This is a genomic window from Pseudomonas fluorescens (assembly GCF_041354075.1).
Classification (GTDB): domain Bacteria; phylum Pseudomonadota; class Gammaproteobacteria; order Pseudomonadales; family Pseudomonadaceae; genus Aquipseudomonas; species Aquipseudomonas fluorescens_CE.
In genome coordinates this window covers 19,568-41,907 of sequence record NZ_JARZGC010000021.1, presented here as the reverse complement: position 1 = coordinate 41,907, position 22,340 = coordinate 19,568, and the positions used below count along the sequence as shown (strand labels likewise).

The 22,340-nt window shown below is 60.5% G+C and carries 21 protein-coding genes and 1 tRNA gene; 14 read left to right on the top strand and 8 right to left on the bottom strand.

Annotation, left to right across the window (positions count from 1 at the left end):
• Nucleotides 1-29: 29 nt before the first annotated feature.
• The 4 genes from gpmI to QIW53_RS22025 all read left to right on the top strand — a co-directional run bounded on the left by gpmI (nucleotide 30) and on the right by QIW53_RS22025 (nucleotide 5,209).
• A complete protein-coding gene (gene gpmI / locus QIW53_RS22040) occupies nucleotides 30-1,559 on the top strand; it encodes a 2,3-bisphosphoglycerate-independent phosphoglycerate mutase (RefSeq protein ID WP_371051703.1) in 1,530 nt (509 codons plus the stop codon).
• A 237-nt stretch (nucleotides 1,560-1,796) separates the two neighbouring features.
• Nucleotides 1,797-3,089, top strand: coding sequence for a murein hydrolase activator EnvC family protein (locus tag QIW53_RS22035; RefSeq protein ID WP_371051702.1), 1,293 nt, complete (start codon nucleotides 1,797-1,799; stop codon nucleotides 3,087-3,089).
• A gap of 31 nt (nucleotides 3,090-3,120) precedes the next feature.
• Nucleotides 3,121-4,440 carry a S41 family peptidase gene (locus tag QIW53_RS22030; RefSeq protein WP_371051701.1) on the top strand — a complete coding sequence of 440 codons (1,320 nt, stop codon included), beginning with the start codon at nucleotides 3,121-3,123 and terminating at the stop codon, nucleotides 4,438-4,440.
• Nucleotide 4,441: 1 nt separating this feature from the next.
• Nucleotides 4,442-5,209: a divergent polysaccharide deacetylase family protein gene (locus QIW53_RS22025; protein ID WP_371051700.1), complete on the top strand. Its 768-nt coding sequence runs from the start codon at nucleotides 4,442-4,444 to the stop codon at nucleotides 5,207-5,209.
• Nucleotides 5,210-5,350: 141 nt separating this feature from the next.
• On the opposite strand, the gene QIW53_RS22020 is transcribed toward QIW53_RS22025, so the two are convergent.
• Nucleotides 5,351-6,106 (bottom strand): substrate-binding periplasmic protein, encoded by a 756-nt coding sequence (locus QIW53_RS22020; protein ID WP_371051699.1) that lies wholly within the window; start codon nucleotides 6,104-6,106, stop codon nucleotides 5,351-5,353.
• A gap of 215 nt (nucleotides 6,107-6,321) precedes the next feature.
• Between QIW53_RS22020 and QIW53_RS22015 the strand changes: the two genes are divergently transcribed.
• Complete coding sequence (locus QIW53_RS22015; RefSeq protein ID WP_371051698.1) at nucleotides 6,322-7,821, top strand: trypsin-like serine peptidase; 1,500 nt, start codon at nucleotides 6,322-6,324, stop codon at nucleotides 7,819-7,821.
• Nucleotides 7,822-7,862: 41 nt separating this feature from the next.
• On the opposite strand, the gene hisF is transcribed toward QIW53_RS22015, so the two are convergent.
• From hisF to QIW53_RS21985, 6 genes are all read right to left on the bottom strand, one after another.
• Complete coding sequence (hisF, locus tag QIW53_RS22010; RefSeq protein WP_007897430.1) at nucleotides 7,863-8,633, bottom strand: imidazole glycerol phosphate synthase subunit HisF; 771 nt, start codon at nucleotides 8,631-8,633, stop codon at nucleotides 7,863-7,865.
• Nucleotides 8,634-8,642: 9 nt separating this feature from the next.
• Entirely contained in the window at nucleotides 8,643-9,380 is a 738-nt protein-coding gene (gene hisA, locus QIW53_RS22005) for a 1-(5-phosphoribosyl)-5-[(5-phosphoribosylamino)methylideneamino]imidazole-4-carboxamide isomerase (RefSeq protein ID WP_371051697.1), read from the bottom strand.
• Nucleotides 9,381-9,422: 42 nt separating this feature from the next.
• Nucleotides 9,423-9,680, bottom strand: coding sequence for a DUF2164 domain-containing protein (locus QIW53_RS22000; protein WP_371051696.1), 258 nt, complete (start codon nucleotides 9,678-9,680; stop codon nucleotides 9,423-9,425).
• Nucleotides 9,681-10,319 carry an imidazole glycerol phosphate synthase subunit HisH gene (hisH, locus tag QIW53_RS21995; RefSeq protein ID WP_371051695.1) on the bottom strand — a complete coding sequence of 213 codons (639 nt, stop codon included), beginning with the start codon at nucleotides 10,317-10,319 and terminating at the stop codon, nucleotides 9,681-9,683.
• Nucleotides 10,319-10,912 (bottom strand): imidazoleglycerol-phosphate dehydratase HisB, encoded by a 594-nt coding sequence (gene hisB / locus QIW53_RS21990; RefSeq protein ID WP_024778052.1) that lies wholly within the window; start codon nucleotides 10,910-10,912, stop codon nucleotides 10,319-10,321. The genes hisH and hisB overlap by 1 nt, the downstream gene beginning before the upstream one ends.
• A 291-nt stretch (nucleotides 10,913-11,203) precedes the next feature.
• Nucleotides 11,204-12,868 (bottom strand): OFA family MFS transporter, encoded by a 1,665-nt coding sequence (locus tag QIW53_RS21985; protein ID WP_371051694.1) that lies wholly within the window; start codon nucleotides 12,866-12,868, stop codon nucleotides 11,204-11,206.
• Nucleotides 12,869-13,093: 225 nt separating this feature from the next.
• Here QIW53_RS21985 and QIW53_RS21980 point away from each other — a divergent pair, with 225 nt between their 5' ends.
• The 9 genes from QIW53_RS21980 to QIW53_RS21940 all read left to right on the top strand — a co-directional run bounded on the left by QIW53_RS21980 (nucleotide 13,094) and on the right by QIW53_RS21940 (nucleotide 20,590).
• Nucleotides 13,094-13,498, top strand: a complete 405-nt coding sequence (locus QIW53_RS21980) for an acetyl-CoA sensor PanZ family protein (protein ID WP_371051693.1) — start codon at nucleotides 13,094-13,096, stop codon at nucleotides 13,496-13,498.
• A 76-nt stretch (nucleotides 13,499-13,574) separates the two neighbouring features.
• Nucleotides 13,575-15,797, top strand: coding sequence for an AsmA family protein (locus QIW53_RS21975; RefSeq protein ID WP_371051692.1), 2,223 nt, complete (start codon nucleotides 13,575-13,577; stop codon nucleotides 15,795-15,797).
• Nucleotides 15,794-16,861, top strand: a complete 1,068-nt coding sequence (gene mutY, locus QIW53_RS21970; protein WP_371051691.1) for an A/G-specific adenine glycosylase — start codon at nucleotides 15,794-15,796, stop codon at nucleotides 16,859-16,861. The genes QIW53_RS21975 and mutY overlap by 4 nt, the downstream gene beginning before the upstream one ends.
• Entirely contained in the window at nucleotides 16,858-17,130 is a 273-nt protein-coding gene (locus QIW53_RS21965; RefSeq protein ID WP_003220737.1) for an oxidative damage protection protein, read from the top strand. The genes mutY and QIW53_RS21965 overlap by 4 nt, the downstream gene beginning before the upstream one ends.
• A gap of 103 nt (nucleotides 17,131-17,233) precedes the next feature.
• Nucleotides 17,234-17,309, top strand: a tRNA-Phe gene (locus tag QIW53_RS21960).
• A 283-nt stretch (nucleotides 17,310-17,592) separates the two neighbouring features.
• Nucleotides 17,593-18,651 carry a PDDEXK nuclease domain-containing protein gene (locus QIW53_RS21955; protein ID WP_371051690.1) on the top strand — a complete coding sequence of 353 codons (1,059 nt, stop codon included), beginning with the start codon at nucleotides 17,593-17,595 and terminating at the stop codon, nucleotides 18,649-18,651.
• A gap of 69 nt (nucleotides 18,652-18,720) precedes the next feature.
• Entirely contained in the window at nucleotides 18,721-19,701 is a 981-nt protein-coding gene (locus tag QIW53_RS21950) for an alpha/beta hydrolase family protein (protein WP_371051689.1), read from the top strand.
• Between the two features lie 19 nt (nucleotides 19,702-19,720).
• On the top strand, nucleotides 19,721-20,131 hold the full coding sequence (locus QIW53_RS21945; protein ID WP_201193936.1) for a hypothetical protein: 411 nt from the start codon (nucleotides 19,721-19,723) through the stop codon (nucleotides 20,129-20,131).
• Nucleotides 20,132-20,137: 6 nt separating this feature from the next.
• Entirely contained in the window at nucleotides 20,138-20,590 is a 453-nt protein-coding gene (locus QIW53_RS21940; RefSeq protein ID WP_371051688.1) for a hypothetical protein, read from the top strand.
• A 70-nt stretch (nucleotides 20,591-20,660) separates the two neighbouring features.
• Here QIW53_RS21940 and gabP read toward each other — a convergent pair whose 3' ends face one another.
• The gene (gene gabP, locus QIW53_RS21935) at nucleotides 20,661-22,052 is read right to left on the bottom strand and encodes a GABA permease (protein WP_371051687.1); all 1,392 of its coding nucleotides are present in this window, start codon (nucleotides 22,050-22,052) and stop codon (nucleotides 20,661-20,663) included.
• Nucleotides 22,053-22,340 lie beyond the last annotated feature (288 nt).

Genomic DNA, 22,340 nt, shown 5'->3' with positions numbered 1-22,340 from the left:
GCCCTCTTATTCAGCCACGAGTCGAATCCATGACTACCACGCCTAAACCTTTGGTCCTGATCATTCTCGACGGCTTCGGTCACAGTGAAAGCCCTGAGTCCAATGCCGTGTTGGCGGCCAAAAAGCCCGTACTGGACCGCCTGTGCGCCACCGTACCGAACGGTCTGATCTCGGGCAGCGGCATGGATGTCGGCTTGCCGGACGGCCAGATGGGCAACTCCGAAGTCGGTCACATGAACCTGGGCGCCGGCCGCGTGGTGTATCAGGACTTCACTCGCGTGACCAAATCGATCCGCGACGGCGAATTCTTCGAGAACCCGACCATCTGCGCCGCTGTGGATAAAGCCGTGGCAGCGGGCAAGGCCGTGCACTTCATGGGCCTGCTGTCCGATGGCGGCGTGCACAGCCACCAGGATCACCTGGTCGCCATGGCGGAGCTGGCCTTCAAGCGCGGCGCCGAAAAAATCTACCTGCACGCCTTCCTCGATGGTCGTGACACGCCACCGAAAAGCGCCGAGTCCTCGATCGAACTGCTCGACGCGACGTTCCAGGCGCTCGGCAAAGGCCGGATCGCCAGCCTGATCGGCCGCTACTTCGCCATGGACCGTGACAACCGTTGGGACCGCGTGGCCCAGGCCTACAACCTGATCGTCGACGGCAACGGCCAGTTCAACGCCGCCACTGCCCAGGAAGGCCTCCAGGCAGCGTACGAACGCGGCGAAAGCGACGAGTTCGTCAAAGCCACCACCATCGGCGAACCGGTGAAGGTCGAAGACGGCGATGCCGTGGTGTTCATGAACTTCCGCGCCGACCGCGCCCGTGAACTGACGCGGGTGTTCGTCGAGGACGATTTCAAGGATTTCGAACGCAGCCGCCAGCCAAAACTGGCCGGCTACGTCATGCTGACTCAATACGCCGCCAGCATCCCTGCACCCTCGGCCTTCGCCGCCGGCAGCCTGGACAACGTGCTGGGCGACTACCTGGCGAAAAACGGCAAGACCCAGCTGCGCATTGCCGAAACCGAGAAATACGCCCACGTCACCTTCTTCTTCTCCGGCGGCCGCGAAGAGCCGTTCCCGGGCGAAGAGCGCATCCTGATCCCGTCGCCGAAAGTCGCCACCTACGACTTGCAGCCGGAAATGAGCGCGCCGGAAGTCACCGACCGCATCGTCGATGCCATCGAAAACCAGCGTTATGACGTGATCGTGGTCAACTACGCCAACGGTGACATGGTGGGCCACAGCGGCGTGTTCGAAGCGGCGGTGAAAGCCGTTGAATGCCTGGACCTGTGCGTCGGCCGCATCGTCGACGCGCTGGACAAAGTCGGTGGCGAAGCGCTGATCACTGCCGACCACGGCAACGTCGAGAAAATGGCCGACGAAGAAACCCACCAGGCTCACACCGCCCACACCACCGAGCCGGTGCCGTTCATCTATGTCGGCAAACGTGACTTCAAGGTGCGCCAGGGCGGCGTCCTGGCGGACGTGGCGCCTACGATGCTCAAGCTGATGGGCCTGGAAAAACCGGCGGAAATGACCGGAACTTCGATTCTGGTGTAAGCACTGCAATACCCCTGCAGAAGCGAGCTTGCTCGCGATAGCTATCTGACAGCCGACTAAGACGTTGAATGTCCAGACGCCATCGCGAGCAAGCCCGCTCCCACATGGCTGTGGTGGTTTTGAGAGAGTTTTTCGGGGTTTTTCAGGCCAGTTATCACACAGCCCCAATTGGGCGTTTTTTTTGCAGCGTATGGCGGGCATACTAGGCCGTCCCTTACCCTGGTGCCGCCCGCCTCTATGCTTCGCGTCCTGATAGCCCTCGCTCTGACTTGCCTGCTCCAACCGGCCTTTGCTGACGAGCGCGCGCAAACCCAGCAACAGTTGGACGCCACGCGTCAGGACATTGCCGAGCTGAAAAAGCTGCTGGGCAAGCTTCAGGAAGAAAAATCCGGGGTGCAGAAAGACCTCAAGGGCACCGAAACCGAGATGGGCAAGCTCGAGAAGCAGGTCGAAACCCTGCAAAAGGAGCTAAAGAAAAGCGAATCCGAGTTGCAACGACTCGATGCCGAGAAAAAAAAACTCCAGAGCGCGCGCACTGAACAGCAACGACTGATCGCCATCCAGGCCCGTGCGGCCTATCAGAATGGCCGTCAGGAGTACCTGAAGCTACTGCTCAACCAGCAGAACCCGGAAAAATTCGCCCGCACCCTGACCTATTACGATTACCTGAGCCAGGCCCGCCTGGAGCAGTTGAAGAATTTCAACGAAACCCTGCGCCAACTGGCCAACGTCGAAAAAGACATCGGCTTGCAGCAGGCGCAATTACTGGCGCAGAAGAGCGACCTCGACAGCCAGCGCGAGGAACTCGAGAAGGTTCGCAAGGAGCGCCAGCAAGTCCTGGCCAAGCTCAACGACGACGTCAAGGCGCGTGACCAGAAGCTCGCCGCCCGTGAGCAGGATCAGGCCGACCTGTCCAAAGTCCTGAAAACCATCGAGGAAACCCTGGCCCGCCAGGCCCGTGAGGCAGAGGAAGCGCGGCAGAAAGCGCTGATCGCCCAGCAGGAAGCCGAAAAAAAGCGTTTACGTGAGGCTCAGGCTGACGCAGAGGCCACTGACGCCCCACGTAAAATCACCCGTTCGACACCCGGCGCGCTGGTTTCCAGCTCAGGCGAAACCTTCGGCGGCGCTTTTGCTTCAACTCGCGGCAAACTTCCATGGCCGGTCGATGGTCGATTGCTGGCACGATTCGGTGAAACCCGTGGCGACGATTCGCGCACCAAGTGGGATGGCGTGATGATCGGCGCCTCCGCCGGCAGCCAGGTGCATGCCGTGCATGGCGGTCGCGTGGTGTTTGCCGACTGGTTGCGCGGGGCCGGTCTGCTGGTGATCCTTGACCACGGTAACGGTTTCTTGAGTCTTTACGGTCACAACCAGACGCTGCTCAAGTCTGCGGGTGACGTGGTAAAAGCCGGTGAATCCATCTCCACTGTCGGTAGCAGTGGCGGGCAGGATACGCCGGCGTTGTATTTCGCTATTCGTCAGCAGGGTCACCCCAGTGATCCGGCGCAATGGTGCCGCGCGCAAGGATAAGCGTGCCGCCTAATTCAGGAGTTCGTTCGACATGCTGCATTTGTCCCGTCTTACCTCGCTAGCCCTGACGATCGCCCTGGTGATCGGCGCGCCATTGGCGTTCGCTGCTCAACCAGCTCCGGCGGTCGCGCCAGCTGGCACTGCGGCAACCACCAAGGCGCCATTGCCGCTGGATGAGTTGCGCACCTTTGCCGAGGTCATGGATCGGATCAAGGCCGCCTATGTCGAACCGGTGGATGACAAGACCCTGCTGGAAAACGCCATCAAGGGCATGCTCAGCAACCTCGATCCGCACTCCGCCTACCTGGGCCCGGAAGACTTTGCCGAATTGCAGGAAAGCACCAGCGGCGAGTTTGGCGGCCTGGGCATCGAGGTCGGCTCCGAGGACGGCTTCATCAAAGTGGTCTCGCCGATCGATGACACCCCGGCATCAAAAGCGGGCATCCAGGCCGGCGACTTCATCGTCAAGATCAACGGCCAGCCAACACGCGGCCAGAGCATGACCGAAGCCGTGGACAAGATGCGCGGCAAGATCGGCGAGAAGATCACGCTGACCCTGGTCCGCGATGGCGGCACGCCGTTCGATGTGACCCTGTCCCGCGCCATCATCCAGGTGAAGAGCGTGAAGGCGCAGCTGCTCGAGTCCGGCTACGGCTACATTCGCATCACCCAGTTCCAGGTCAAGACCGGCGAGGAAGTCTCCAAGGCCCTGGCCAAGTTGCGCAAGGACAACGGCAAGAAACTCAACGGCATCATCCTCGACCTGCGCAACAACCCGGGCGGCGTGCTGCAGGCCGCCGTGGAAGTGGTCGATCACTTCATCACCAAGGGCCTGATTGTCTACACCAAGGGCCGCATCGCCAACTCCGAATTGCGCTTCTCCGCCACCGGCAAGGACGAAAGCGAAGCGGTGCCGATGGTGGTGCTGATCAACGGCGGCAGCGCCTCGGCTTCGGAAATTGTCGCGGGCGCCCTGCAGGACCAGAAGCGTGCCGTGGTCATGGGCACCACCAGCTTCGGCAAGGGCTCGGTGCAAACCGTGCTGCCATTGAACAACGATCGCGCCCTGAAGATCACCACGGCGCTGTACTTCACGCCAAACGGCCGCTCGATCCAGGCCCAAGGCATCGTTCCGGATATCGAGGTGCGCAAGGCCAAGATCACCAGCGAGCAGGACAGCGAGTACTTCAAGGAAGCCGACCTGCAGGGTCACCTGGGCAATGGCAACGGCGGCGCCGACAAACCGACCGGCTCCGGCGCCAAGGCCAAGGCCATGCCGCAGGATGACGATTACCAATTGGCCCAGGCCCTGAGCCTGCTCAAAGGGCTGAGCATCACCTCCGGCCGCTGAGATGCGCCTGAGGCTTCTCTTCGTCCTGTTGTGCTTGCTGGCGGGTGTCGTTCACGCGGCGCCCGCCCCGCAAAAGGCCTACATCAGCCTGATCATCGACGACCTGGGGCAAAACCTGCCCCGGGATCGCCGTGTCCTGGCCCTGCCCGGCCCGGTGACCACGGCGATCATGCCCGACACGCCCCACGCCACCGAGTTTGCCCGCGAAGCCCATCGCGCCGGCAAGGTCGTGATCCTGCACATGCCCATGGACCCGGCCACCGGTCCGTTCGCCTGGCACCCCGAGCTGCCGATCGACGAACTTGAAAAGCGCCTGAACGCCGCATTCAAGGCCGTGCCCTATACCGCCGGCATCAACAACCACATGGGCAGTCGCATGACCGCGCAGCCCGCCGCCATGGCGTGGCTGATGGCCGATTTGCAGCAGCGGCACAAGTTCTTCGTCGACAGCCGCACCAGCGCGCAGACCGTGGCCGCCGCCCAGGCGCAGAAGATCGGCCTGGCGAGCGTTTCGCGGGATGTGTTCCTGGACGACGAACGCACGGAAGCGGCGATCTACACCCAACTGCATACGGCGATCAACCTGGCGCGCAAGCAGGGTTCGGCGGTGATGATCGGCCACCCTTATCCGCAAACCCTGGCAGTGCTGGAACGGGAACTGCCGAAGCTGAAGGCCCAGGGCATCGACTGGATCGACATCAAGTTGATGATCAGTGTGCGCAGCAACAAGGCGACGGCCGCGCATGGCAAGGATGGGGTTTATCGCTGAAGAACCTTGTGGGAGCGGGCTTGGTCTGGGCGACATTCCGACGAAGGCGGCGTGTCAGTCGAGACATTTACAGGCTGACACACCGCTTTCGTCGGAATGCCGCCCAGACCAAGCCCGCTCCCAGAGGGGGGATGTGTGTAATCAGAGATACCGCGCCATGATCTCGTCGACTCCGCCTTCCTTGCGCAACTGATCGAGCGCCGCCTGCAGCTTGGCAACGGTCTCGTCCGGCACGTCCTTGTTCAACGCCAGGTACAGCTCGGCACTGTTGAAGCGCAGCACGGTCTTGAGCCCGGTCACGCCATCCTGACGTGCCAGATAACGCCCGGCCGGATCGCCCGTGGCCCACAAGTCGATCTGGCCATTGGTGAGCTTCTTCGCGTTGTCCTGGTCGCGCAGCACGACGATCGGCTTCAACCCCTGCTTGGCCAGTGTCTCGGCAATCGCATCACCCTTGTATGCACCGATCCTGTACTTGCGCGCATCATCCAGGGTTTCAAGGGTGATCTTGCTGTCGGCCTTGGCCAGCATGATCCAGTCATCCGGACCGATCGGGCCGACCCACTTGAACAGCTTTTCACGGTCAGGCAGCCGCGCCATCACGAACACGCCGTAGCCGGGTTTCTCGAGGGCGAGCTTGTAGATGCGTTCCCACGGGAAACGCAGCGTCAGGCTGTAGGAAATTCCGGCGCGCTTGAAGATCTCGCGGACGATGTCCACGGCAATGCCGTTGATGTTCTCGTCCTGGGCAAAGTTCTTGCCGTTCGTGGCCATGTTGTAGGGCGGGAAGTTTTCCGTCAGCAACACCAGCCCGGAGCCGGGGTGATCCGCAGCGTGTGCGCCGCCAACCAACAGGAGCGAGGCACTGGTGAGGGCAAGAAGAAGGCGTTTGAACATGTCTGGCTACCGGAATCCATGGCGTACCCAAGAGTGCCCTGCGCGTGTGACGCTGTCTACTGGCCTTTTGATCTCATTGCGATCAAGTGCTGCGGTTTGCACCCGACTATTTTTTGCACAATACATAGTTACCACCTTGCTCTGTGCAACCCCTGATTAATTACCCCTGCCCAGCGTGCGCTGGGTACATCATCAATTGATCAGAGGTTTCAAGGATGACACCGATTCCATTACTGCTTAGCAGCGCTCTCGCGCTGATGGGCTCAAGCGCTTTTGCAAACACACCTGACTATGGCGAAGGCGTAGAAAACTGGTCGACTGCAACAACCCTATACAACTCCGACGGCTCACTTGACCACTGGAAGGGCATTGGCCGCCTGACCACGAGCAACGTCTGTACCGCGACGCTACTCGATACTCAAGCCAGATCAGAGACCAACGCTCCGACGCCAGCCTATGTACTGACTTCCGGCAACTGCATTGATTTATCCAATGGAAAAATCATCACCAACCAACCCATCACTGGAACCGTGACCTTCAATTTCTTCAGCGATCGAACCCGCTTCAAACGGTACAACTTGAAGACGGTGAAATGGCGAAGCATGCAAGGCGTTGATATGGCCATCATCGAACTGGACGTCAGTCTGCAAACATTGATGAAACAAGGCATACAACCCTTGAAAATGGCTTCCGCTACTCCGACGGATGGATCAGACGTGTTGATCGTGGGTATTCCGGAGTATTCGACGTTGCAGATGGCAGCCTGCACGGTAGAGGCCGCATCTGACGTTGTAGAGGGAAAGTGGACCTGGCGTAACAACCTGACGGCACGATGCGCAGACTTTCGAAAAGGCAGTTCCGGAAGCCCGTTGCTGGATCGGTACTCCAATAACGTCATCGGTATAGTCGGCACGACAAATAACAATGCCCTGCTTTTTCCGTGCGATGAAAAAGCGCCGTGTGTCCGGACGGAACAAGACTATTTGGGAGTCCAGGGGAATATCTATGGCCATCCCGTTGCGCACCTCAATAGATGCTTCAGGAAGGGCGTGATGGTTGAGAACAGTTGCGAACTTTATCCGACATTCAGTATCGAGACAGGCGATAAAACCCCACCTTTTGTTAAGAAAATTCCGAAATCGAAAGAGGGTGATCCCATCGCGCCTACTTGGGATTATCGATTCTCCATTGATACCGCTTTCTATCGTCACAAAACCGTCAGCGTTGCGAAGCAATGCGAAAATCCAAGCAACTACTCCGCCCCGATATCCTCTGCCCAAGGCTATATCAATACCAGCGTAGGCTCGCGTGCCGGGCGCTATTTCCTGTGCATTATCGGAACGCAGACGGCTAAACAAAAGATGACGCCCGGCCTGTTGAGAAATGCGTTGTCGATACCGGTTGTCTTGACCGGCGACGAGCCCGCCCCGCGCCCGGAGTTGACGATAAAAAGGTCCGTGTACATAGAACGGTCGTCGTACGCGCATGAACACACGCGTCTTGTGTCCTACAAAGTGGGGCCTTCCAGAACGACGGACTGCAATAACCCCGAAGGCTATATGGAAAAATTCCGGTATTTTGGACTGGCTATTTCCGAAGACGATATGCCGGCGACGTTATGTACCATTGCGTATGACGTCTCGGATGTCCCGTCGGACATCAGAGTTGACCGGTTCGAGAAAACCGGGGAAGCACAATCACTCTCGCAGCGATGAGCTCGAAACACCCTCGGAGCATCCGCTCCGAGGGACAGCATTCAGCGCATCACAATCCCGCGATGCGCCATGTAGGCCTTGGCTTCCTGCACGGTGTATTCGCCGAAGTGAAAAATACTCGCCGCCAGCACCGCACTGGCGTGGCCTTCAAGAATGCCATCGGCTAGATGTTGCAGGTTGCCGACCCCGCCGGACGCGATCACCGGAATGCCCAGGGCATCGCTGATGGCCCGGGTCACGCCGAGGTCGAAACCGTTTTTCATGCCGTCCTGGTCCATGCTGGTCAGCAGGATTTCACCGGCGCCCAGGCCTTCCATTTTCTTCGCCCACTCGACGGCGTCGAGGCCGGTCGGCTTGCGCCCGCCATGGGTGAAGATTTCCCAGCGCGGCGTTTCGCCGGGGCCGGACACCTTCTTCGCGTCGATGGCGACGACGATGCACTGCGAGCCGAAGTGCTGGGCCGCTTCGCCGACGAATTCCGGGTTGAACACTGCGGCAGTGTTGATCGACACCTTGTCCGCGCCGGCATTGAGCAGGTTGCGGATGTCCTGCACGGTGCGCACGCCGCCGCCGACGGTCAGCGGGATGAACACCTGGCTGGCCATGCGCTCGACAGTGTGCAGTGTGGTGTCGCGGCCATCGACGCTGGCGGTGATGTCGAGAAAGGTAATCTCATCGGCACCCTGCTCGTCGTAGCGACGGGCGATTTCCACCGGGTCGCCGGCATCGCGGATGTTCTCGAACTTCACACCTTTGACGACCCGGCCGTTGTCCACGTCCAGGCAGGGGATGATGCGTTTGGCCAGCGCCATGGTCAGTCCTCAGCCTTTGTACGAATCGCAGAAAGCTTGCGCTTCGGCGACGTCGAGGGTGCCTTCGTAGATCGCGCGACCGGTGATCGCACCGATGATGCCCGGCGCCCTGGCGTCGAGCAGCGACTTGATGTCACCCAGGTTGTGGATGCCGCCCGAGGCGATCACCGGGATCTTCGTGGCAGCCGCCAGCGCGGCGGTGAACGGCACGTTGCAGCCCTGCATCATGCCGTCTTTGGCGATGTCGGTGTAGACGATGGCAGACACGCCGTCGGCTTCGAACTGCCTGGCCAGGTCGATGACCTGAACGGTGCTGATTTCAGCCCAGCCGTCGGTGGCGACAAAACCGTCCTTGGCGTCGAGGCCGACGATCACCTTGCCCGGGAACGCACGGCAGGCTTCGGTGACGAACGCTGGATCCTTCACCGCCTTGGTGCCGATGATCACGTAGCTCACGCCCGCTTTCACGTAGTGCTCGATGGTTTCCAGCGAACGAATGCCGCCGCCGATCTGGATCGGCAGGTTCGGGTAGCGCCTGGCGATGGCGGTGACCACTTCGCCGTTGACCGGCTGGCCTTCGAAGGCGCCATTGAGGTCGACCAGATGCAGACGGCGGCAACCGCCCTCCACCCACTTGGCAGCCATGCTCACCGGGTCATCGGAGAACACCGTGGAATCTTCCATGCGGCCCTGGCGCAGACGCACACAGGCACCGTCTTTAAGATCGATAGCGGGAATAATCAGCATCTGGCAAACCTTCAAATTCGATTGTTCAGCTTGGCTCGGGAATCAGTTTTTCTCGAGCGCCCACAGGTCGCTTTCGATGCTTTCGAACCTCTCCTTGAGGTGCGCCTGCACATCGAAAATCGCCCTGTTGTAATAGTGCGGAGCAATTTCACGGGTAAACAGCTCAAGGATTTCAGCCGCCTCGAATGAACCCAGGTCCAGTTCGAAGCGATCCTCCATGAACCGCTGGATCTTGTGACTGGCCTCGCGCTCCTGTTCGGGCGGGAGGGTCAGGATCGGCGGTTTCTTCCTGGCGGCCATTTACCAGCGACCGTCCCACGCGGCGAAGTTCTGCAGCAATTGCAGGCCATGGGTGTGGCTCTTCTCCGGGTGGAACTGCACGGCGAAACGCGAGCCGTCGGCCAGCGCGGCGGCGAAATCGACACCATAGTGCCCGCTGCCCACCACCTGACGCGCGTTGGCGGCATCGATGTAGTAGCTGTGCACGAAATAGAAACGCGCCAGGTCCGGAATGTCATGCCACAGCGGGTGATTGACCGCCTGCTTCACTTCGTTCCAGCCCATGTGCGGCACCTTCAGGTGCTCGCCCTCTTCGTGCAGGTCCTTGCCGAAGAACTTCACCGCGCCGGGAAACAGGCCGATGCAGTCGACGCCGTCGTTCTCCTCGCTGCTGTCGAGCAAGGCTTGCATGCCGACGCAGATGCCGAGGAACGGACGGTCCTGGCTGACTTCACGCACCAGCGTGTCGAAGCCCAGGCGACGGATCTCCGCCATGCAATCGCGAATCGCGCCCACACCGGGGAACACCACCCGGTCGGCTTCGCGAATCACGTTGGCATCGCTGGTGATCAGGACCTTGCCGGCACCGACGTGCTCGAGGGCCTTGGCCACCGAGTGCAGGTTGCCCATGCCGTAATCGATAACCGCAACCGTCTGCATTACAGAACGCCCTTGGTCGATGGCATCTGACCGGCCATGCGGTCATCGAGCTCGACGGCCATGCGCAGTGCGCGGCCGAAAGCCTTGAACACGGTCTCGATCTGGTGGTGGGTGTTGTGCCCACGCAGGTTGTCGATGTGCAGGGTGACGTTGGCGTGGTTGACGAAGCCCTGGAAGAACTCCTGGAACAGGTCAACGTCGAAGCCGCCGACGGTGGCGCGGGTATACGGCACATGCATCTGCAGGCCCGGACGGCCGGAGAAGTCGATCACCACGCGCGACAGCGCTTCATCGAGCGGCACGTAGGCATGGCCATAGCGGCGGATGCCTTTCTTGTCGCCGATGGCTTGGGTAAAGGCCTGACCCAGAGTGATACCGACGTCTTCCACCGTGTGGTGGTCATCGATATGCAGGTCGCCCTTGCTGACAATATCCAGGTCGATCAGCCCGTGCCGGGCGATCTGGTCCAGCATGTGCTCAAGAAAAGGAACACCGATGTCGAATCGGGCCTTTCCGGTGCCATCCAGGTTGATCGAGGCTTTGATCTGGGTTTCCAGAGTATCGCGCTCGACTGACGCCTTACGTTCGGCCATCACCAGCTCCGCAAAATCATTGGGCGAAAAAGGCAGCCATTATAGGGGTGCGGGCGGGAAACAGAAACACGAGAGGCGATATCGCTGACGGAGTGAATTCAGGGCTGCCGAGGATGTACCTGTCCATACAAGCCATTTGCAGACGCTATAAAACAAATGTGGGAGCGGGCTTGCTCGCGAAAGCGGTTTTTCAGTCGACATTCTCTTCGACTGAAACACTGCGTTCGCGAGCAAGCCCGCTCCCACAAGGTTGGGTGCATGGCCCGAACCCTCAAGTCCGGGCCAAGTCCCTTAGTGGAACAGCACCGCCGTTTTCTGCAGGGTCACCCAGATGCCCCACGCCAACGGAATGCCCACCACCAGCCACGCGGCAATCGCCAGTGGCTTGGTGCCTGGAGCCGCTTTCCACTCCAGCACGGTGCTGGCATCAGCACCCTTGTCGTGGCCCAGCGCCTGTTCGGCGGCCAGTTCAGCGTCGGTCATGAAGTACTTGTCGGCCACCGGGCGCACCAGCAGGTTGCAGATGAAGCCCAGCACCAGCAGGCCGGCGAGGATGTACAAGGTGATGTCGTAGGCCGCCGCACGTTCAACGCCGATGCTCAGCTGATATTCACGCAGGTAGTTGACCAGCACCGGACCCAATACGCCCGCCGCCGCCCAGGCCGTCAGCAGACGACCGTGGATCGCGCCGACCATCTGGGTACCGAACAGGTCAGCCAGGTAGGCTGGAACCGTCGCGAAACCACCGCCGTACATCGACAGGATGATGCAGAACGCCGCCACGAACAGCGCGACGTTGCCCAGGTGGCCGAGGTTCGGGATCAGCGCGTACAGGGCAAAGCCCAGGGCGAAGAACACGAAGTAGGTGTTTTTACGGCCCAGGTAGTCCGAGAACGAGGCCCAGAAGAACCGGCCGCCGATGTTGAACAGGCTCAGCAGACCGGTGAAACCGGCCGCGATGGCCGCGATCGAAGCGAGCTGACCGGCGTCCAGTTGACCAAACGGCAGGTCATTGCCCAACAACTTGCCGCCGAACACTTCCTGCAGCAGTGGCGAAGCCATGCCGAGGATACCGATACCGGCAGATACGTTCAGGCACAGCACCAGCCACACCAGACGGAATTGCGGGGTTTTCCACGCCACATTCACGTGCACGTGACGGTGGGTGATCATCGCGTTCGAAGCTTTTTTCGCGGGAGCGGTCCAGCCTTCAGGCTTCCAGCCGGTTGGCGGAACACGGTAGGACAGCGCGCCACCGATCATGAACACGAAATAGATCACGGCCATGACCACGAAGCTCTGCCATACGCCCACGCTGGTTGGCGAAGCGAAGTGGCCCATCAGGGCCGCAGCCAGTGGAGCACCGACCATCGCACCACCGCCGAAGCCCATGATTGCCATGCCGGTCGCCATGCCGCGCTTGTCCGGGAACCACTTGATCAGGGTCGACACCGGCGAGATGTAACCCAGGCCCAGGCCGATACCGCCGATCACACCGGAGCCGATCCACATCAGCCAGATCTGGTGCGTATACACGCCCAGCGCCGAAATCAGCAGACCACCGCACCAGCACAGGGCGGATACGACACCGGCCTTGCGTGGCCCGGCGTGTTCCAGCCAGCCGCCCCAGATCGCTGCCGAGCAGCCCAGGAAGATGAAGAACAGGGTGTAGATCCAGCCGAGCATCGAGATTGGCCAGTCGCACTCAGACGAGAAAACCTGCGCGATGAAGCTCATTTCCGGAGCGCAGGCCACAGCCTTGGTAATGCCCAGGGCTTTGGACAGTGGCAGCCAGAACACCGAGAAGCCGTAGGCCATGCCGATGCAAAGGTGAATGGCCAGAGCGGCCGGTGGAACAAGCCAACGGTTGAAACCGGGCTTGGCGATAATACGTTCCTTGGACAGGAACGAGGGCTGGTCGGCGCTGATGCCGCCCGCCGCAGTGCTAGTGCTCATTAGGTATCCCCCAATTATTAGAATGGTTCGCCAGCCACTCCTCACCCCCAGCCTCTATGCGCACGCATGACTGTTTTTTGCGGGGTGAAGCTCCATTTTGGTGCGACATCGGGTCGCAGAAGGACGGACGAACCCGCGAAGGGTACCATTTGCGCGTGACAGAAAAAGCAATCTGATATCACTTTTGCAAAGTCATCTGTATTCGTACCACTGTAAGGAACCGCCATGCCGATCATTGTCGAGCCACTGAACGAACTCACCAGCCAGGATCAGCAGGATCTGCAGAAGATCTTTCACGACGCTCCGCAGTGGCTGTTTGCCCCGTTTGATGACACGGCGCAGCTGATTGCCAGCGGGCTGCAGGACGGTGTTCTGATCGGTGGCCGTTTCAATGACCATCTATTGGGCGCGGCACGCCTGCACAGGCGCCCGGAGGTCTGGCACCTCTCCCATCTCTGCGTTCGAAAAATCACCCGCCGCCGTGGGGTCGCTGAACGAATGGTGAACGAAGCACGAAAAATGGCGTCGCAATCGGGTGCGACATTACGACTGCTGGCACCTGCCGGGCACCTCGAAGCCCAGGCACTGGCCGCCAAACTGAAAGTGCCGCTGGATGTGTCGCCGGACTGATCGATGACCGATCGTCCACTTCAGAGCGCTATACTCCCCGGCTAACTTCGAATTCGACTAATACAAGGACTCGCCCATGAAAGCGTTCGGCAAAATCCTGGGTCTGGTACTTCTCGGGCTGTTGCTGATCATAGTGGCGCTGGGCTTCGCCCTGACCCACCTCTTCGATCCCAACGACTACAAAGACGAAATTCGCCAGATTGCCCGCGACAAGGCCCACATCGAGCTGACGCTCAATGGCGACATCGGCTGGAGCCTGTTCCCCTGGCTGGGCCTGGAATTGCACGAAGCCAGTGTCGCGACCCTGGCCAAGCCCACCGAGCCCTTCGCCGACTTGCAGATGCTTGGCCTGTCGGTGCGTGTACTGCCGCTGCTGCGCCGTGAAGTGCAGATGAGCGACGTGCGGGTCGAAGGCCTCAACCTGCGCCTGAACCGCGACAAGGATGGCCACGGCAACTGGGAAGACATCGGCAAGGTACCGGCCTCCGCCACACCGGCTGCAACGCCGGGCGAACCCGCCCCTGCGCCGCAGACCACCGCGCAGGCGGAAAAACCGGCGCAGCCTATTCGCCTGGACATCGACAGCCTGACCGTCAACAACGCCCGGGTCGAATACAGCGACGAACAGACCGGCAAGCAATTCAGCGCCGAGAGCATCCAACTGAGCACCGGCCCGGTGCATGACTCCACCAACATCCCGGTCAAACTCACGGCGTTCCTGGGCAGCAGCCAACCGGTTTTGCGCGTGCGCACCGAACTCAATGGCCAGCTGCGCTTCGAACGAGCGTTGCAGCGCTACAAGTTCGAAGACATGAAACTGTCTGGTGAAGTGGCCGGCGACCCATTGCAAGGCAAGACCATGACCTTCGCCGCACAGGGTCAGTTGCTGCTGGATAAGGCGGCGAACGTCGCCGAATGGACTGGCATCAAGATTTCCGCCAATCAGTTGCGCGCCTTGGGCGAGCTGAAGGTCAACGATCTCGACAAGACCCCTCAGGTCAGTGGTGGCATCTCCATTGCACAGCTGGACCTGGCGAAATTCATCGACAGCATCGGCCAGCAACTCCCGGCCATGGCCGAGGGCAGCCTGAGCAAGGTCGAACTGGTCAGCCGCGTCGCCGCCACGCCCACCAGCCTGTCGCTGGACAACATCAACCTGAAAATCGATGACAGCAGCTTCAGCGGCCGGATCGCCATCGAGGATTTCGCCAAGCAGTCGCTGCGCGCGGTGCTCAAGGCCGATACGTTCAACGTCGACCGCTACCTGCCGCCAAAATCGGCCGAAGCCAACAGTGCCACGCAAGTGCGCCAGGCCGAAGTGGCCAGCACCGAAGCCGACGCCATGGCGAGCGGCGGCAGCACGCCGCTGCCGGACAAACCGACCAAGGGCGCGTGGAGCACCGAGCGCCTGTTGCCGGTGGAGCGCTTGCGCAAACTGGATGTCGAGGCCGACCTGACCTTTGGCCAACTGACCCTGGAAAAACTGCCGATCCACAACGCCGTGCTCAAAGCCACTGGCAAGCAGGGCCTGCTGACCCTGGAGAACCTGCGCGGCGACCTGTACGACGGCAATTTCGAGGCCAAGGCCACCGTCGACGCACGCCCCGACGTGCCGACCCTGAACCTGCAGACCAACATCAGCAAAGTGCCGGCGGAAAAGATCCTCGAAAGTCAGGGCAAGACCCCACCGGTCAAGGGCCTGGTCACGCTCAACAGCACGCTGACCGGCAATGGCAACAGCCAGAAGGCACTGATCGACACCCTCAACGGCAACGCCAGCTTCGTCATCAACAACGGCGTGCTGCTCAATGCCAACCTCGAACAACAACTATGCAAAGGCATCGCCACCCTCAACCGCAAAACCCTCAGCGGCGAGCCACGCGGCAAGGACACCCCGTTCCAGGAGCTCAAGGGCAACCTGACCTTCCGTAACGGCGTGGCCAGCAACCCGGACCTCAAGGTGCGCATCCCGGGCATGACCGTCAACGGCGACGGTGATATCGACCTGCGCGTGCTGGGCATGGACTACCGCGTCGGCATCATCGTCGAAGGCGACACCAGCGCCATGCCGGACCCGGCCTGCCAGGTCGGCGACAAGTTTGTCGGCATCGAATGGCCTCTTCGCTGCCGTGGCCCGTTGGAGCTTGGCGCCAAGGCCTGTCGTCTCGACAACGAACGCATGGGTCAGGTCGCCAGCAAACTGGCCGGGGACAAGATCAGCGAAAAAATCGACGAGAAGTTGGGCGACAAGGTCAGCCCGGAACTGAAAAATGCACTGAAGGGACTGTTCAAGCGATGAGGGCCGAGCAGTTTTCAACGGCGGTGCTGGACTGGTTCGACCGCCATGGCCGTCACGACCTGCCCTGGCAACAGGGCATCACCCCGTATCGGGTGTGGGTTTCGGAGATCATGCTGCAACAAACCCAGGTGAGCACGGTGCTCAATTACTTCGACCGGTTCATGGCCTCGCTGCCAACGTTCGAAGCCCTTGCTGAGGCGCCTGAAGACGAAGTGCTGCACCTGTGGACCGGCCTGGGCTACTACACCCGCGCCCGTAACCTGCAGAAGACCGCAAAGATCGTCGTCGCCGAGTACGGTGGCGAGTTTCCGCGGGATGTGGAAAAACTGGTTGAGCTGCCGGGGATTGGCCTGTCGACCGCCGGCGCCATTGCCAGCATCAGCATGGGCCTGCGCGCGCCGATCCTCGACGGCAACGTCAAGCGCGTGCTGGCGCGCTTTACCGCCCAGGAAGGTTACCCGGGCGAGCCGAAGGTGGCGAAACAGCTGTGGGCCAACGCGGAACGCTTCACGCCCCATGACCGGGTCAATGCCTACACCCAGGCGATGATGGACCTGGGCGCCACGCTCTGCACCCGCAGCAAGCCGAGTTGCCTGCTGTGCCCGCTGGAAAAGGGCTGCGAAGCGCACATGCTTGGCCTGGAAACCCGCTACCCGATTCCCAAGCCGCGCAAGGCCGTGCCACAGAAACGCACGCTGATGCCGATGCTCGCCAATGACGAAGGCGCAATCCTGCTTTATCGCCGGCCCTCCACGGGGCTGTGGGGCGGGCTCTGGAGCCTGCCGGAACTCGACGACCTCGACGACCTGCCACACCTCGCCGCGCAGCACTCGCTCGAACTGGGCACGCAACAGGCGCTGCCGAGCCTGGTGCACACGTTCAGCCACTTTCAGTTGTCCATCGAACCCTGGCTGGTTCAGGTCCAGGAGGCCGGCCATCACGTGGCCGAGGCCGACTGGCTCTGGTATAACCTCGCCACCCCGCCGCGCCTGGGCCTTGCCGCCCCGGTCAAAACCTTGCTCGAACGCGCGGCCGCCGTATTGAACGCAGGAGAGTCCTCATGACCCGCACCATCATGTGCCGCAAGTACAAAGAAGAACTGCCCGCCCTGGAGCGCGCCCCGTTTCCCGGCGCCAAGGGCCAGGACATTTTCGACCACGTCTCGGCCAAGGCCTGGGCCGACTGGCAGAAACACCAGACGCTGCTGATCAACGAAAAGCGCCTGAACATGATGAACGCCGAAGACCGCAAATATTTGCAGGGCGAAATGGACAAGTACTTCTCGGGCGAGGATTACGCCAAGGCAGAAGGCTACGTTCCGCCGGCAGAATAATCCCGCTGCACCGGGGGCCGGAACGTAAGCGACGGTAATAATTAAATATTTTTTGAAAACTTGCTTGACGACCCCCTGAAAAACCCGTTTAATGCGCCCCGTTGCCCAGATAGCTCAGTCGGTAGAGCAGGGGATTGAAAATCCCCGTGTCGGCGGTTCGATTCCGTCTCTGGGCACCAAATACCGAAAACCCTGAATCGCAAGATTCAGGGTTTTTTTATGCCTGGGATTTATTCCTGGCCCCCCCCGCCAAGCCAAAAACAGCCGAGATCAGATTTTATTAGTACTCGTGGCCATCGCGAATCGGACTACAAGCCGTATTGCTAAAACGCCTAGCGCGCCGGAGCGATCCCGCGAAGCACATTGAGCTTTCGTTCCGATTTACCGGCCAGAGCTGGCATCGCTTCCCCCGCCTCACCTGCAATCCTCTTCCGCCTGTTCACTCCACAGCGGAAGCCTTCCATGAGCGCACTCATCCCCGAAAACAATCAAGACCCGCAAATCGCTTCGCTCCTCGGTCATCTGGGCGAGCTGATTCGTGATGCACGACAGAAATTGCTGCGCACGGTCGATACCGTCCAGGTGCAGACTTGTTGGCAGATCGGCAGGCATGTCGTGGAGTACGAACAGCAAGGAGCTCGGCGGGCAGCCTATGGCAAACAGCTTTTGGCAATGCTGGCGAAAAGTCTGACGGCAGAATTCGGCAAAGGCTTTGACGAAACCAACTTGCGTAAAATGCGCCTGTTTTATCAGGCATTTCCAATTCGAGACGCACTGCGTCTCGAATTGAGTTGGACCCACTACCGCAGGCTGCTGCGGGTCGACAGTGACGCGGCGCGGGCCTGGTATATGGATGAAGCCGCCAACCAGAACTGGTCGAGCCGCGCATTGGAACGCCAGATCAGTACCCTTTACTACGAGCGCTTGCTGATGAGTCGAGACAAATCAGCCGTCATGACAGAAGCCGCATCGAACATCCATGCAATGAATAACGCTCCCAGAGGGTTCGTCAGGGATCCTGTGATGCTGGAGTTTCTTGGGTTACCTGATACGGGAATTGTGCTGGAGACCGACCTTGAGCAGGCACTCATAAAACAGCTTCAGGGCTTTCTACTTGAACTGGGAAAAGGTTTTGCTTTCGTGGCCCGACAACAACGAATAAGCACCGAGGGAAGAGATTTCTTTATTGACCTGGTGTTCTACAACTATCTACTCAATTGCTTCGTCATCTTTGATCTCAAACGTGGTGAATTAACCCACCAAGATGTCGGGCAGATGGATATGTATGTACGTATGTACGACGATCTCAAGCGCAAGGAGGGAGACGGACCGACTGTTGGCATCATTCTTTGCGCTCAAAAAAACGAATCCGTAGTGCGGTACTCGGTCTTGCAGGGACACGAGCAGCTCTTCGCGAGCAAATACAGACTCGTGCTGCCGAGCGAAGACGAACTTCGTGTAGAAATGGATCGGGAGCGCGAGGCATTGGAAGAGCGCCTGCTCGATCAAATCCCTCTTTAGCCTGGCCCGCATTGCTCAACCACCGTCCGCAGACTATCGTTGGCAGCTCCCCGCAGAGGTCCGCATGTGATGAACTCGCAGGACATGCCACAGGCCCCCACTCAAGTCGAGTTGCCACTGGCCAACGCCGTCTACGGTGAGCCGTTCAAGGAGCCCGCCGCAGACGGCTTCGTCCTCGGTGGTTTCACCTGGCGACACGCCGACCATGATGCTCGACGCCCGGTGGTGATCATCAACGCGGCCACCTCGGTGCGCTGCCGACATTATTCGCGCTTCGCCGATTATCTGTTCGCCAACGGCTTTGACGTCATCACCTACGACTACCGAGGCATCGGAGAATCGCGGCCCCGTTCACTGAAGGGGTTGCGAGCATCCTGGTCCGATTGGGGCGCTCTGGATTTCGAAGCGATGCTCAAGCGCGCCCAGCGAGACTTCCCCGGCCAGCCCATCGACGCTGTCGGCCACAGCTTCGGGGGCTGCGCAGCGGGCCTGGGGGCCTCCGGACAGGTTATTCGGCGTCTGGTGACCGTCGGCGCTCAATTCGCCTACTGGCGCGACTATGCGCCCGCCCACCGCTGGCGGATGTTCGGCAAATGGCACCTGGTGATGCCGCTGCTCACGATGATCTACGGCTACTTCCCCGGCAAACGCCTCGGCTGGCTGGAAGACACGCCCGCCGGCGTGGTTCGCGACTGGTGCACGCCAACCGCTCGCTACGAAAAGCGTCCCAGCGGTCGCGCCCTCCTTGCCCGCACCGGCTCACTGCCTTTCGCCGCGATGCGCGCCGCCACGCTGGCCATCAGCATCACCGACGACCCCTACGGCACGATTCCGGCCATCGAGCGCCTGCTCGGCTACTTCACCGGCGGCACGAATACCCACCTGCGCATTGCCCCCGAAGACATCGGCGAAGAAGAAGTCGGACATTTCGCCTTTTTTCGCAGCGCATACCAAGCCACACTATGGCCCATCGCATTATCCTGGCTGCAAGACGGCAAGCTGACCTCTGATACTCCGGGGCGGCTGGTACCGCGCGGCGAATCCTTTTAACGCACCACGGATCAACATCATGGCTTCCGCCAACAAGCAGCAAAAACGTGCCACCCGCGCCAAAGCCAAGGCCAAGCAGAACCGCACCCAGCGGGCTGCCGCGCCGGTCGAGCTGGACCCTAACGACGATCGCATCGACTTTGAATCGGTGGACCTGACCGAGCTGTTCAAGGAAATGATCGACGCGGCAAAAATCAGCCAGCAGGCTATGTGCCAAGTCTTTCTTGAACACCCGTTGCTCGCCCTGGTACTGGAGCAGGAAGGCGAAGAAACCGCCACGGACTTCATCATCGCCGCGCTGATCGAGTATCGCCAATGGTCGACCGAGACCGACGAAGCCGGCGCCCTGGCGTGGATCGAATCCCCGGCCTTCCAGGCCGATTACGTGGCTGCGTCCGAAGCCATGCAAATTCAACAGCAAGCAGACTGAGTTCCCATGGCCTCGCCGAACAAGCAACAGAAACGCGCCAAGCGCGCCAAAGCCAAAGCGAAACAAATCCGCATGGTCGGCCGAAAACCCGCCGCGTTGGACGATGACCTCGGTCATCTGGCAGAACCCATCCCGGAATACACCCTGGCCATGTTCAGCAAGATGCGCGACGCCGAAGCCGTCAGCCGCAGCGACATGCTCTCGGCCCTGCTGAACAATCTCTCGGGGATCATCAACGATCACCCCGAGCTGCTGGACCTGGAAAACGCCGACAACGAAGCCATGGCCGCCACGCACCTGGCCGCCGACATGCTCATCGACTACCGGATGTGGGCCGACGGCATGGACCGTGAAGCTGCACAGGCCAGCCTGAGCGACCCGCAGTTCATCAGCGATTTCGGCGATGCGCTGGACGTCTATCGCCAGTCGCTGGAAGCGCAGGAAGAAAAGGGCGAGTGAGTCGAACGCCCCGAATGAAAACGGCCGCTTGTCATCCCTGACAGCGGCCGCTCTGCATCACCTGTAACGATCAGCTCAACACCACTGCACCGCTCTTCTGCAGCTTGCGACGGCGAGCCACCAGCAGGCCGGCGGCGACTACCATCAGGCTGAGCAGACCGGTCGCGAGGATTTCCACGCGGTGGGCTTCCTGGAAGCCCATGATGGTCAGGGCCGCGATGATGAAGATGATCACTGCGTAGGTCAGACCCGGGAACAGCCACATACTGAAGGCGATTTTCTCGCCACGCGCCACGCGCTGTTTGCGCATGCGCAATTGCGAGAACGCGATCACCAGGTACACCAGCAACGCAATGGCGCCGGAGCTGGCCAGCAGGAATTCGAACACGGCGGCCGGGGCCACATAGTTGGCGAAGGTCGCCAGGAACGCCGCGCCGGTGGACAACATCACCGCCCAGTAAGGCGTGCCGCTCTTGTTGGTGCGCGTGGCCACAGCCGGTGCGTCGCCGCGCTTGCCGAGGGAGAACAGCATGCGCGAAGAGGTGTAGAGCGCCGAGTTCAGGCAACTGGTCACCGCAACGAGAACCACGATGTCGACGATCATCTTGGCGTTAGGGATGCCCATGCGCTCGAGCACGGTCTGGTAGGAGCCGAGGCTGGCCAGCATCGGGTCGTTCCATGGCACCAGCGCCACCACGATGAAGATCGACACGAGGTAGAACAGACCGATCCGCCAGATCACCGAGTTGGTGGCCTTGGAGATTTGCTTGCCAGGGTTTTTCGATTCCGCAGCCGCGATGGTCACGATTTCGGTGCCCATGAAGGAGAACATGGTGGTCAGGATGGCGCCCAGCACCGCACCCATGCCGTTGGGCAGGAAGCCCTGGGTGTCGAACAGGTGCGATACGCCGCTGACCTGGCTGCCCGGCAGGAAGCCGAAGATCGCCAGTACGCCGAGAATGATGAAACCGATGATCGCCACCACCTTGAGCAGGGCGAACCAGAATTCGAACTCACCGTAGTTTTTCACGCTGAACAGGTTGGTCACCGTCAACAGCATCGTGATGACCAAAGCAAACGCCCAGATGTCCACGCCGGGGAACCAGGCATGCAGGATGGTCGCGGCGGCGTTGGCCTCCAGCGGGATGACCAGCACCCAGAACCACCAGTAGAGCCAGCCGATGGTGAAACCGGCCCAGTGACCGATCGCGCGATCGGCGTAGGTCGAAAAGGAACCCGTGTCCGGCGAGGCAACCGCCATTTCACCGAGCATACGCATGACAAGAACCACCAGCATGCCGGCGGCGGCATAGGCCAGCAGTACGGCTGGGCCAGCGGCGGCAATGGCGTGGCCGGAGCCGACGAACAGGCCGGCACCGATAACCCCGGCGATCGACAGCATGGTCACATGACGCGGTTTGAGCCCCTGTTCGAGGCCGTTGGAGCTTGGGGTACTGCTCATTGAAACTACCTTTGTAAAGGAAAGCGATGTGCATCTGCCCGGCCTGGCATTCCTTCTCGTAAAAAGAAACCAACAGGGCGTTTCGGATTCTGCACGCAAATTTTGCGCCAAAATGTTTCACAGCCTTCAGGCGCGGGGCCTCCAGCGCGACCGGACAGTCATCGCAACCCATTGAGATTACTGGCAATTTGCCAGAACGTTACCCTGCGACCCACTTTGGGAACGAATCGGCGCACCAGAAACACACTGAAAAAAGGCTGGACGCACAATAAAAGTGCGGATCGGTAA